Raw genomic sequence first — 12,346 nt, 5'->3', positions numbered from 1 at the left:
TCCCTCGTGCGAAGCGCGCCCGACGCGCCTCGCCGTCTCGCCCGGACGCCCACCCGAGGGCGTCGGAGCGAGAACTCTCATCGGTCGGGGCTCACTCGGCGAGCGCCTCGACCGCCGTCACACGCGTCGCGAGCCGTGTCGGGACGACCGCTGCGACGAGGGTGAGAACCGCCGTCGCCCCGACGACGACCGCCACCGGGCCCCACGGGATCGCGGGCGCGACGACCGTCGGCGACAGCCACGCGGGCGGCATCGTGACCGAGCCGAGCAGCGACTGCGCCGCGACCCAGCCGTACGCGACGCCGAGGACGAGCCCGAATGCCAGGGCCGTGATCGTGACGTGGACGGCTTCGAGCAGGACCACGCGACGCACCTGAGCGGACGTGAGGCCGAGGGCGCGCAGCAGGCCCAGCTCGCGGCGGCGCTGCACGACGCCGATCGACAGGAGGTTGACGAGTCCGACCGCGGCGATGACGGCCGAGACGGCGACGAGACCCATCATGATCGCGGCGAAGGTGTCCATGATCTGGTTCATCTGGACGAGCACCTCGCCCCCCGCGGATGCCGTCAGCACCGCCTTGACCGACTCGTTCGCGACCGCGAACATGACGACCAGCGTGACGCCCATGACGACCCCGATCGCCATGCGACTCGTCCGCTCGGGGTAGCGCAGCGCGTTCTCGGCCGCGAGACGCGACGTCGCCGAGCGTCCGAAGAGGCGACCGGTCAGGCGCAGCAGCGGCGGCATGATGACGACCGCTCCCAGTGAGAGGCCGGTGAACGACAGGATGCCGCCGAAGAACGCGATCACGACGCCGAGCGGCGTGACGAGTCCGACCGCGACGCCGCCCGCGAGGAGCGCCGCGCCGACGACCGACAGCGCGAGCGCCGTGACGTTGCGACCGCGCGAGCGCGACGCCTCATCGTGGGTACGGGGCGCGGCGCCGGCGATCGCCTCGAGCGGTGTGACGGACAGGACCCGACGCGACCCGTTCCACGCGCCGGCCCACGTCGTGAGGCAGACGACGGCCGCCGGGAGGAGGAGCACCGGCTGGAGCACGGCGTACCCGGTCGAGATGTCGAGAGCGGCGTCCGCCCAGCGCAGCAGCAGCGCGGCGGCGATGGTGCCCGCGATCAGGCCCACGACCGCGCCGATCCCTCCGACGGCCGCCCCCTGGGCGGCGACGTCACGACGTTGCGACCGGGCCGACGCACCGATGAGGCGCAGGAGCGCGATCTGCCGGGTGCGGCCGGCGACGATCGTCGCGAACGTGTTCGCCGTCACGATCGCCGCGACGTAGACCGCGACCCCGATGAGGAGCACGCTCACGACGCCGATGACGAGCGTCGCGGTCGCGCCCCCGAGCGCCGGCTCGCTGCGCGCCCACGCGCCAATGTAGCCGGTCGCGCTCAGAAGGAGCACGCCGAACGCGGTCGAGATCGCGGCGACGAGGATCGTCGCGCCCATCCCGCGTTCGCGCAGGCGCGCGAGTGCGCCGGCCCCGGTCCGCGCCGTCCGCGGCGTCCGCGGGATCCGTCCGCTGTTCGGAACGGGGCCGCTGTCGACGACGGCCGCGGCGCTCACGCCGCCACCTCGGCGGCGAGCATGAAGGCGGAGATCTGCTCGGCGCTCTGACGCGGCTTGTCGGCGATGATGTGACCGTCGCCGAGGAACAGCACGCGGTCGGCATGTGCCGCGGCGACCGGGTCGTGCGTGACCATCGCGATCGACTGGCCGTGCTCGCGGCTGGCTGCTCCCAGCAGGCTCAGCACTTCGCGACCCGCGCGCGAGTCGAGGTTGCCCGTCGGCTCGTCGGCGAAGACGAGATCGGGAGCGGTCGCCAGTGCACGAGCGATCGCGACGCGCTGCTGCTGTCCGCCGGAGAGCTGGTGCGGGCGGTGTCCGATCCGTGCGCCGAGGCCGAGGGTGTCGACGAGTCCGTCGATGCGGGCGCGTTCGAGCGCGCTCGGGCGCCGGCCGTCGAGGTCGAACGGCAGCAGGATGTTGCCGAGTGCATCGAGAGTCGGAACGAGGTTGAACGCCTGGAAGACGAAACCGACGCGACGGCGGCGCAGCAGGGTCAGCTCGAGGTCGCCGAGCCCGGTGATCTCGGTGTCTCCGATCCAGGCGCGGCCGCCGGTGGGGGCATCGAGGCCGGCCATGATGTGCATGAGGGTGGACTTGCCCGAGCCCGACGGCCCCATGATGGCGGTGAACTCGCCGCGGCGGATGCCGACCGTGACGTCGTCGAGCGCGCGCACGCCCGACTCGCCGGCGCCGTAGGTCTTCGTGAGGTTCTGCACGCGGGCGGCGAGGCCCAGCTGCGTCGTCGTGATCTCCATGCCTTCGACGCTACGGAGGGCTGCCCGGCCCCCGCGTCGGCCGCGGGTCGCGACCCGCGTACATCGCAAGGATGACCCTCGCCGCCCGCAGCGTGACGCGGAACGGCGCGCCGTCCGCGCGCCGGGTCAGGCGAGGCCGTGCTCGAACGCGAAGACGACGAGCTGGACGCGGTCGCGGAGGCTCAGCTTGGCCAGGATGCGGCTGATGTGGGTCTTGACCGTCGCCTCCGAGAGGAACTCGCGCTCCGCGATCTCCGCGTTCGACAGCCCGCGCGCGGCGAGCGCGAAGATCTCGCGCTCGCGCTCGGTCAGCTCGTCGTACGAGGCCGGGACGGGCTCCGTCGCGGGCGCCGCGAAGTGCGCGAACAGGTCCCGCGTCGCGGATGCCGCGATGACGGCCGACCCGGCGTGGACCGACCGGATCGCAGCGAGGAGGAACTCGGGGTCGGCATCTTTCAGCAGGAACCCGCTCGCGCCCTGCCGGATCGCGCGTGCCGCCGCCTCGTCGAGATCGAAGGTCGTCAGCATGACGACGCGCGGCGGCGGGTCGCCGAGGGTCGGATCGGAGAGCAGCTCCGCCGTCGCGGTGAGCCCGTCCACGACGGGCATGCGGATGTCCATCAGCACGACGTCGGGTCGGGTCGCACGGACGACGCGCACGCCCTCCGCCCCATCGCCGGCCTCTCCGACGACCTCGAGGTCGGGCTGCGAATCGATCACCATGCGGATGCCGGCACGGAAGAGCGCCTGGTCATCCACCAGGGCCACGCGGATCGGATTGGTCATGCGGCACCGTCCCGCGGGAGTACGGCCCGCACGACGAAGCGGCCCGGCTCGTCCGACCCGCTCTCGAGCGTGCCCCCGACGAGCTGTGCGCGCTCGCGCATGCCGATGAGGCCGTGTCCGCGCACCGCGTCGGCGGCGGGCTGGCCAGCGGTCGGCGCGACGGCGTTCGTGACCTCGAGCTGCACCCGATCATCGTGCCACGCCAGGCGCACGGCAACCTCGCCCCCCGCGCCGTGAACCCCAGCGCCGTGACCCCCAGCGCCGTGAACCCCAGCGCCGTGACGGAGCGCATTGGTGAGCGCCTCCTGCAGGATCCGAAAGACGGCCAGCTGCAAGGATGCCGCGATGTCGCCCCGCGGCGCGGGGTCGACGTCGACCGTGAGATCCACGCCCGCCGCGCGGACGTGGGCGTAGAGCTGCTCGAGATCGGCGAGCGTCGGCTGCGGGCCATCCGCCTGCGTGTGCCGCAGCTGGGTCAGCAGCATGCGGACGTCGGCGAGGGCCGCGCGCGCCGTCGACGAGATCGTGGCGAGGGCGGTCGCCGCCGCCTGCGGATCGGATGCCGCCGCGTAGCGCGCGCCGTCGGCCTGGGCGATCACGACCGCGAGGGAGTGCGCGACGACGTCGTGCATGTCGCGCGCGACGCGTGTGCGCTGCGCCTCCGCGACGGCTTCCGCCTCCGCGAGCTGCTGCGCGTGCCGGTTCTCTCGAGCACGGATGCCGGTGCGCACGAGGGCACCGATCGTCCAGGCGAGAAGGAGCGCGAGCACGGACGCCACGAAGGTCATCACGAGGGCGAAGACGTACGAGGCGATCGACGACGTATCGCCGCGCCCCGCGAAGTGCATGAGGCTCGGCACGATGAGATAGAGGCTGATCGCCGCCGCGCCGACGAGCGCCGAGGCGAACCCCGCCCAGAACAGCCGGCGCGTGCCGTACGCCGCCGTCGTGTAGAGCACGGCGAAGATCGCGAGGTTCGCGGGGAGCGGCGGGAGTCCCGCCGCCATCTGGGCGATCGCGGCGGCCCACGAGATGCCGAGCGCGAGGGCGGGCGTGCGGCGGCGTAGCGCGAGCGCGACCGAGAACGCCGCGGTGACGACGATCGCGACGACCCACGCGACACGTTCGCCGACGACGCCCGAGCCGATCGACGAGGCCGCCCAGGGGATGAGCGTCGCGACGAAGGCGAACGCCGCGAACAGCGACGCGGCGACGATGTCGAACGTCAGCTGGGGGCGGGTCACCGTGCGGGGCACACGTCGACGCTACGCGAGCGGGCGGCGCGCGGCATCCGCCGGGGGATGTATTCGCGACGCCACGCGCTCCGGGTCAGCGACCGACGAGGGGAACGACCGGGCGGTGCTCATAGAACGTCTGCAGCACGACCGTCGTACGTGTGCGGACGTTCGCCGCGACGCGGATGTCGCGGACGAGGTCCTCGAGCGCGCGCGGGGAGGCGACGCGCACGAACAGCATGTACGCCGCGTCGCCCGCGATCGAATGACATGCCTCGATCGCGTCCAGGTGCTCGAGGAGCTCCGGCGCGTTGTCGGGCTGCGCAGGGTCGAGCGGCGTGATCTCGATGAACGCGGCGAGCGGGCGCCCCGCGGCTTCGGCATCGATCGTCGCCCGATAGCCGGTGATCACGCCCCGCGCCTCGAGCCGCTTGAGCCGCGCCTGCACGGCGGAGACCGAGAGGCCGGTCGCGGTGGACAGATCGGCCAGGGTCGCGCGCCCGTCGCGGGAGACCCCGGCCACGATCGCGAGGTCGACAGCGTCATCCATGCGTGAAACAATATCGGAGTCAAGGCGCGATTGCCGGAAATATTCCTGAATCGAACGATCGGAGGTTCGCATGTCCCTTCTCACCCCCACCGTGAAGACCGTCGTCGGAGAACCCGAGGTCGTCGAAGACGACCGAGCGAACCAGAAGGTCGTCGAAGACGACCGAGCGAACCAGAAGCTCGTCGAAGACGGACGGCCCGTCGAGCAGCAGCCCGCATGGATCGCCCTGAAGGATGCCGCGACCGCGCTGCAGCTCCTGCAGGCACAGGACGGCTCCGTCCCCGACCCGGCCGACCACGCCGAGGCGGGTGCCCTCGCCGGCGTGATCGCCGCGGCGATCGGCACGCTCGCACCGCTGTTCCCGCACGATGCGGCCTATCTCGCGGCATCCGTCGTCGACATCGAACGCTGGGTGGCCGGCGGCTTCGCCGTGCCCGACTTCCTCGACTCGCTCGTCGCCTTCCACCCGCAGGAGCACCGCGTCGACGGCCTGCAGCACCTCGTCGTGTTCCCGATGTACACGCAGAACGGGTCGCGCAACCGCTTCGTCGAGGCGCTCCTGTGCGAGGTCATCTGGCCGGAGTTCGTCGCCGAGCTCGAGGAGACCTACACCAATCGCCTCTTCGTGAGCCTGCGTCTCATCGATTTCACGCCCGGGTACGACACGAACTCCGCCGTGCTCTTCCCCGAGACCGTCGCGATGCGCGAGATCCCGACGTTCACGTGGGGCGCGATCTTCCAGGACCGCGAGGCGGCGCGCTTCCGCCGTGTGGTGGCCGCGGCATCCGAGGTCACGAAGCTCGACGTGCCCGAGGGGACGGCGCGGATGCTCGCCGACCAGCGGCTCACGGAGGAGGTCTTCGTGACGTGGGACCTGATCCACGACCGATCGCACATGCGCGGCGACCTGCCCTTCGACCCGTTCATGATCAAGCAGCGGATGCCGTTCTTCCTGTACTCCCTCGAAGAGCTGCGCTGCGATCTGACGGCGTTCCGCGAGTGCGTCGCGCTCGGCGCGGGAGAGGGCGAGATCGCCGACCATGCCCGCCTCGTGCAGCAGGCGGTGATCTTCGACCGGATCTTCCGCTTCGCGATCACGGGCTCGCGCGTGCGCAACTACGACGGCCTCGGCGGGCAGCTGCTGTTCGCCTGGCTGCACCAGCACGGCGTGCTGCATTGGACGGACACCCAGCTCGCGTTCGACTGGGACGGCGTGCCCGCCATCGTGATCGCGCTGTCGGACGCCATCGACCGGCTCTACTGGGAGTCGATCGACCGCCCGAAGGTCGCGCACTGGCTCGCGGCGTACGACCTCGTGCGCGCGGTGGTCACTCCGCACCCCGCCTCGCAATGGGCGCGCGGGCTGCCGCAGGACGTGCTCGCCGGGGCGCCGAAGGGCTACACCGACGCCGTGCTGGACGACGAGTTCCCGCTGTCGATGTTCTTCGAAGCGCTCGAAAAGAAGCTGCGGGACGTCATCGCCTCCACGTCGGGCATCACGGGGCGCGATGCCTGACGGGGCCGGGGGCGCGCGCCGAGGGCGCCGCGTGTTGACGAGTGCGCCGGTCGTCGACCGTGAACACGCGGCGGTCTCGGCGGCAACGGGCCCTCTCGGCGCCGAGACGGCGGGGAACGCCGGGCGCGCGCGATGAGCGGGGGCGCGCGCGGGCGCACCGTGCTCATCGCGGGCGCGACGAGCGCGAGCGGGCTGGCAGCGGCGCGCGCGCTGGTGGATGCCGGCGCACGCGTCGTCGCGGTGGGGCGGGATGCGGCCAAGCTCGACGCGCTCGCGAGGGCGGTTGTGGCGGAGCCAGGAGCGGGGCCCGCGATCCGCACCGCGGAATGCGATCTCGGCGTCGAGGGCGACGTCCGCGCCCTGGCCGAGGCCCTGCGCGCGGACCGCGTGCGCGTCGACGGCATCCTGCACCTCGTCGGAGGGTGGCGGGGCGGCGGCGGACTCGCCGGCCAGAGCGACGCGGACTATCGCGCGCTCGAGGTCGGGCTCACCGCGCTCCGGCACGTGACGCGGGCGTTCTGGGAGGATCTCGCCGCCTCGGATGCCGCGCGCTGCGCGATCGTCTCCTCGACGGCGGTCGCGCGACCGCTCGCGGGGGGCGCCAACTACGCCGCGGTCAAAGCCGCGGAGGAGGCCTGGGCGCGCGCGATGGCGCAGGGGTTCGCGAAGGACGCGCGCGACGGCGCACGCGAGCTGCGCGCGGCATCCGTCGTCTTCCGCGTGCGCGCTCTGGCGGGGCTCGAAGACACGCTCGCGGCGCGATTCGCCGGGTTGTGGGATGCCGAGGCCTCCGCGATCAACGACGCCGTCGTCGAACTCGACGCCGGCTGATCGCCGTCACCCCCGCCCCGCGTCGCCTCCTCGGGCCTGCGCGGCCGAGGCGGGGCCGGCAACGGGATCGTCGGCCGCGGACAGGCCCTCCGCCGCGGGAACCTCCGCGTACTCGCGCGAGAGGATGCGGTACGAGCGCGTCGTGAACGCGAGGGCCGCCAGCACCACCATGACGAGGCCCGACACCAGGAACACGAGCGCGATCCCGCGCGCCTGCCCGTCGCCCAAGAGCCACCCCCACGCGTCACGCCCCGCGTCGGTCTCCAGGTACGGGATGATCCAGAACTGGGCGATCGGCGCGATGAGGAACGCCGTGATCGGCGCGGCCCCCGCCTCGAAGGTCGCCGCCGCGCCGAAGACGCGCCCCTGCGTCTGGAACGGCACGACCTTCTGGATCACGGTCTGCTCGGCCGATTCGATGATCGGCACGAGCGCCATGTAGAGCCAGATGCCGAGGACGTACAGCCACCACCAGTCACGGATCGTGAAGACCGCGCCGAGCACGCCCATCACGATGACGGCGAGGAGCATCGTGCGGATGGGGTTCCGCCCGAGCCCCCGCTTCGCGACGATCGCGCCGCCGATGATGAACCCCGTCGAGGTGACGCCGAGGACGATCCCCCACACCGTCACGTCGAAGAGCGTGAGGCCGTACGGGTCCATGAGGGCCATGTAGACCCCGCCGACGAGGTTGTTGAAGGTCGAGAAGAGGATGAGGGCGAACAGCCCCGGGACGGCGCGGATCGCGGACGCGGCGCCCCGGATATCGATCGCCTTCGCTCCGGGGGTGCGCTCGGGTGGGCTCTCGGGAATGCGCAGCGTCACGAGGTGTGCGAGCGCGACCGCCGTGAACACGAGGGCGATGACGAGCGTCCAGCCCATGCCGACGAGACCGATCGCGAGCCCCGAGAAAACGCTCGTCACGAGGAAGGCGAGCCCCTGCACCGTGCCGACGAGACCGTTCGCGTTCGCGTGCCGCTCGGTCGGCACGAGCAGCGTGACGGTCGTCGACAGGGCGATGTTCCGGAGGTTCTCGACGACGGCGCCCGCGAGGATGATGCCGGAGAAGAGCCAGAACCACGGCCCGCCCAGGTCGAGGATGGCGCGCTGCGGCAGCAGCAGGAAGATGACGCCGGCGACGCCGAACAGGACCAGCGTGAAGAGGGCGGAGACGACCATCACGCGATGCTTGCGATGCCGATCGACGAACGTGCCGAACACCATGCCGAACAGCGCCAGCAGCAGCATGTAGGCACCGCCGATGATGCCCGTCGCGAGCACGGACCGCGTCTCGAGGTAGACCCAGAAGGTCAGCGCGAACCACAGGAAGCTCGTCGTGACGTTCGCGACCGCCGTGTTGACGAGCACCCCGAGGAACGTGCGCATGCCCCCCGCTGGAGCGCCGGGTGGAGCGCCGGGTGGAGCGCCGGATGGAGCACCGGGCGGGCCGCCGGGCGCGGCATCCGCGGCGTCCGCGGCATCCGTCGAGGTCATGCCGCGAGAGTAGCCGTCCCCTCCGACACGCAGAAGGCCACCGTCTCCGCCGCCCCGTTCAGTCGACGGGACGGAACTGCCGCAGCACGCGGATGCCGACCGGCACCACGACGACGATCACGGCGGCGACGATCGCGGAGACCCCGATCGGCGTGCTGTGGAGGTCGCCGCCCAGGCGGGCCGCGGCGAGCCACACGAGCCCCCACGCGATCGCGAGGCCGGGCGCGACGCTCCACCGCGACCAGGCGGCGAGGGCCAGCGCGATCACGACCACGACGGCGATCACGACGACGCCCACCGGGTCTGCCGCCGCGGCCCACGACTCGACGCCCGTCGAGGTGAGCGCCGCGGCGACGTTCGCGACGGTCGCGAGCGTGGCCCACCCCAGGTGCAGCCCGGTCGCACCGTCGAGCAGAGCCGTCGCGACCACTCCGTCGTGCGGCTGGCGCGTGCGGACGATCATCGCGTACGCGACGCAGAGCGACGCGAGGAGGAGCGCGAGCACGACGACCGTCGCCCACACGGCGCCCGACCCGTCACCGGCGAACTGCACCGTGACGAGCCACGCGCCGTTGAGGACCATCGTCAGAGCGACCCACCACCCCACGACGCGCTGGCGCTCGCTCGTCCGCTGCGACGGCAGCGCCTGCCACACGGTGTAGCCGAGGAGTCCGAGATAGATGACGCTCCAGATGCTGAACGCGGTCGTCGCGGGAGTGAGGTACGAGGCATCGGGATCGAAGGCGCCGCCGATGGCATCCTGGATCGGCGTGCCGCCGAACGCGCCGATCCCCACCATGTCGCCGACGATCATGAAGCAGAACGCGCTGATGACGACGATCTGCCGCACGAGGTCGCCGGACCGCGAGGATGCAGATGAGGATGCAGATGTGGATGCCGCTGCGGAGGCCATGCCGCGAGCATAGGCGCCCGCGGGAATCTAGGCTGGAGCGGTGACAACGCTCCACGATCGTGATATCCGCGGCTTCGCCAGCGACAACTACTCCGGGGTGCACCCCGAGATCCTCCAGGCGATCGCCGCCGCCAACGACGGCCACCAGGTCGCCTACGGCGAGGACGCCTACACCGCGCGCCTGCAGGAGGTCTTCGCTCTGCACTTCGGTGAGGGCGTGCAAGCGTTCCCCGTCTTCAACGGGACGGGCGCCAACGTGACGGGGCTGCAGTCGATGCTGCCGCGCTGGGGCGCCGTCATCGCGGCATCCACCGCCCACATCAACGTCGACGAGGGCGGCGCGCCCGAGCGCGTCGCGGGCATCAAGATCCTGAACGTGCCGTCGGAGGACGGCAAGCTGACCCCTGAGCTCGTCGACCGCGAGGCGTGGGGCTGGGGCGACGAGCACCGCGCGCAGCCGCTCGTCGTGTCGATCACGCAGTCGACCGAGCTCGGCACCCTGTACACGCCCGGCGAGATCCGCGCTCTCGCCGACCACGCGCACGAGCGCGGCATGCGCCTGCACCTCGACGGCGCGCGCCTCTCGAACGCCGCCGCCGCCCTCGATCTGCCGCTGCGGGCCTTCACGACGGATGCCGGGGTGGACGTCCTGAGCTTCGGCGGCACGAAGAACGGCGCCCTCGGCGGGGAGGCGGTCGTCGTGCTCGACCCCGCGGCATCCGACGGGCTCCTCTTCCTCCGGAAGCTCAACATGCAGCTCGCGTCGAAGATGCGGTTCATCTCGGCGCAGCTGATCGCGCTGCTGGAGCCTTCAGCCCATCCGGAGGGCGACCTGTACCTGCGGAACGCGCGGCACGCCAACGCGATGGCGGCGCGGCTGCGAGCGGGCGTCGAAGCCGGCCTTCGGGACGGCTCGATCACGGGAGTCGGGTTCACCCAGCCGACGCAGTCGAACGGGGTCTTCGCGACCCTGCCGGACGGGGTCGCCGACCAGCTGCGCGCGGCGTTCCGCTTCTACGACTGGGACGCGGCGAAGAACGAGGTGCGCTGGATGTGCTCGTTCGACACCACCGAGGACGACGTCGACGCGTTCGTCGCCGAGCTCGCCCGCCTGACCTGACCCACGCCGCACTCGTTCCGCGCGAGGGTGCACTCGTTCCGCGCGAGGGTGCACTCGTTCCGCGCGAGGAGTGCACCCCCGGGGCGAACGAATGCACCCCCGGGGGCGAACGAATGCACCCCCGGGGGCGAACGAACGCACCCCGGGGTAGGAGGGGTTCAGCCCTCGGCGGTCTCGTCGAAGCCCGAATCGAGGACGACAGGGGCGGACAGCTCAGGGGATGCCGCGGCATCCGTCGCCCCACCGTTCGTCGCCCCGGCACCCTCGGTGCGCATGAGCTCCTTGACCTCGGACATGAAGCTCGTGAGCTGTTGCTGCTGCCAGCGCAGCGCCCGCGTGCGGTCCTCGGCGTCGCGCAGGACCGACTGCGAGTGCTGCGTGACCGTGTCGATGATCTTCTGCGCCTTGACGCTCGCGCGGTCCATCGTCTCCCGCGCGCGGAGCTTGGCGTCGGCGTCGATCTGCTGCGCCTGCGCCCGCATGAGCTTGTCGAAGTCCTCGGCCTTCGCGCTGATGCGCTGCGCGTGCTCGATCGAGGCCGTGACCTGATCGTTGGCATCCTGGGTGATGCGCTCGGCGTGGGCGACCGCCTGGTTGTGCAGCATCAGGAACTCCTGCTGCGCGTCGTCCTGGCGGCGCGTCAGCGACTCCTCGAACTCGAGGGCGCGCATGCGCTGCTCGCGCACGGCCTCCTCGGCCTCGGCACGCGCCTGCTCGCTCTCCCGGGCGACGAGCGCGCGCAGGGCTGCCGCGCCCTTCTCCGCCTCGGTGCGGATCGCCGCGGCCTCCTGGTCGGCCTGTGCGACCTTCTCGGCGGCGTGCGCGGCCTCGCGCTCGAGCTGCGCGCCGTGCGCGGTCAGCTCGGTGTCGATGCGCAGGCGCGCCTGCGCGGCATCCGTGTCGGCCTGCTGACGCACGGCGTCGGCGTCGGCGTGCGCCGCGACGCGCTGCGCGGCGATCTCGTCGCGCGCGGCCTCCATCAGCCGGTCGGCCTGCACGCTCGCGTTCTTGATGATGACGGATGCCTGCTCCTCGGCCACCCGGAGGACCTCTTCGAACCGTTCACGCCCCTTGGACGACTCGTCGGCGGCGTTCACCAGCTCGTCGGAGAGCGTCTGCACCTTGTCCTCGGCGTTCGCGGCGCGCGCCTGCTCGACGGCGAGATCGGCTTCGAGGCCCGTGATGCGGCGCTCGAGGTCCCGGATCGTCGCGGTGTGCTCGGCGATCGTCGCCTGCGCGCGGTGCGCGTCGTCCTTCGCCTGCGCGAGCTGCTCGGAGTGCGCACCCCGCTGCGCCGTGAGGGCGGCGATCGCGGCGTCGACCTCGGCTTTGTCGTACCCGCGGAACGTCGTGGTGAACTCGCCGGATGCCGCAGACGGGGCCGAGCCCGGGCCGGATGCGGAGGCCGACGCTCCGGCCATCAGTTCGTCGAAGGGCGAGGTGAGATCGTCGTCGTGGCGCTCGGGCTGGTCGGACACGGGGGACTCCGCTTCGAAGCGGGCGACGGGGGCATCGCCGGGTGGGGGTGCGACCTCGGGCGGGCCGACACGAGCATCGT

11 protein-coding genes are annotated in these 12,346 nt (G+C 72.1%); 3 read left to right on the top strand and 8 right to left on the bottom strand.

Features of this window, described 5'->3' with window-relative positions:
- Positions 1–91: 91 nt before the first annotated feature.
- The 5 genes from J0I43_RS10110 to J0I43_RS10090 form a co-directional block, all read right to left on the bottom strand.
- A complete protein-coding gene (locus J0I43_RS10110) occupies positions 92–1,468 on the bottom strand; it encodes an ABC transporter permease (protein WP_292863259.1) in 1,377 nt (458 codons plus the stop codon).
- 113 nt (positions 1,469–1,581) lie between these two features.
- Positions 1,582–2,343 (bottom strand): ABC transporter ATP-binding protein, encoded by a 762-nt coding sequence (locus J0I43_RS10105; protein WP_292862858.1) that lies wholly within the window; start codon positions 2,341–2,343, stop codon positions 1,582–1,584.
- A gap of 126 nt (positions 2,344–2,469) precedes the next feature.
- A complete protein-coding gene (locus J0I43_RS10100) occupies positions 2,470–3,129 on the bottom strand; it encodes a response regulator transcription factor (RefSeq protein ID WP_292862855.1) in 660 nt (219 codons plus the stop codon).
- Positions 3,126–4,385 (bottom strand): histidine kinase, encoded by a 1,260-nt coding sequence (locus tag J0I43_RS10095; RefSeq protein WP_292862853.1) that lies wholly within the window; start codon positions 4,383–4,385, stop codon positions 3,126–3,128. The genes J0I43_RS10100 and J0I43_RS10095 overlap by 4 nt, the downstream gene beginning before the upstream one ends.
- A gap of 73 nt (positions 4,386–4,458) precedes the next feature.
- Positions 4,459–4,914, bottom strand: coding sequence for an Lrp/AsnC family transcriptional regulator (locus tag J0I43_RS10090; RefSeq protein ID WP_292862850.1), 456 nt, complete (start codon positions 4,912–4,914; stop codon positions 4,459–4,461).
- A gap of 70 nt (positions 4,915–4,984) precedes the next feature.
- Here J0I43_RS10090 and J0I43_RS10085 point away from each other — a divergent pair, with 70 nt between their 5' ends.
- Both J0I43_RS10085 and J0I43_RS10080 read left to right on the top strand, forming a co-directional pair.
- Positions 4,985–6,430 (top strand): DUF6421 family protein, encoded by a 1,446-nt coding sequence (locus tag J0I43_RS10085; protein WP_292862847.1) that lies wholly within the window; start codon positions 4,985–4,987, stop codon positions 6,428–6,430.
- Positions 6,431–6,562: 132 nt separating this feature from the next.
- Positions 6,563–7,261, top strand: coding sequence for an SDR family oxidoreductase (locus tag J0I43_RS10080; RefSeq protein ID WP_292862844.1), 699 nt, complete (start codon positions 6,563–6,565; stop codon positions 7,259–7,261).
- Between the two features lie 6 nt (positions 7,262–7,267).
- Here J0I43_RS10080 and J0I43_RS10075 read toward each other — a convergent pair whose 3' ends face one another.
- Positions 7,268–8,647, bottom strand: a complete 1,380-nt coding sequence (locus tag J0I43_RS10075; RefSeq protein ID WP_292863256.1) for an MFS transporter — start codon at positions 8,645–8,647, stop codon at positions 7,268–7,270.
- A 166-nt stretch (positions 8,648–8,813) separates the two neighbouring features.
- Positions 8,814–9,668, bottom strand: a complete 855-nt coding sequence (locus tag J0I43_RS10070) for a tryptophan-rich sensory protein (RefSeq protein WP_292862841.1) — start codon at positions 9,666–9,668, stop codon at positions 8,814–8,816.
- A gap of 40 nt (positions 9,669–9,708) precedes the next feature.
- Here J0I43_RS10070 and J0I43_RS10065 point away from each other — a divergent pair, with 40 nt between their 5' ends.
- A complete protein-coding gene (locus tag J0I43_RS10065; protein ID WP_292862838.1) occupies positions 9,709–10,788 on the top strand; it encodes a low specificity L-threonine aldolase in 1,080 nt (359 codons plus the stop codon).
- A gap of 158 nt (positions 10,789–10,946) precedes the next feature.
- Here J0I43_RS10065 and J0I43_RS10060 read toward each other — a convergent pair whose 3' ends face one another.
- Positions 10,947–12,266 (bottom strand): DivIVA domain-containing protein, encoded by a 1,320-nt coding sequence (locus J0I43_RS10060; protein ID WP_292862835.1) that lies wholly within the window; start codon positions 12,264–12,266, stop codon positions 10,947–10,949.
- Positions 12,267–12,346 lie beyond the last annotated feature (80 nt).

This window comes from Microbacterium sp., assembly GCF_017305435.1.
In the GTDB taxonomy this organism is placed as follows: Bacteria; Actinomycetota; Actinomycetes; order Actinomycetales; family Microbacteriaceae; genus Microbacterium.
The sequence above is the reverse complement of the archived record's forward strand: the minus strand, read 5'-3'. Positions and strand labels throughout refer to the sequence as shown.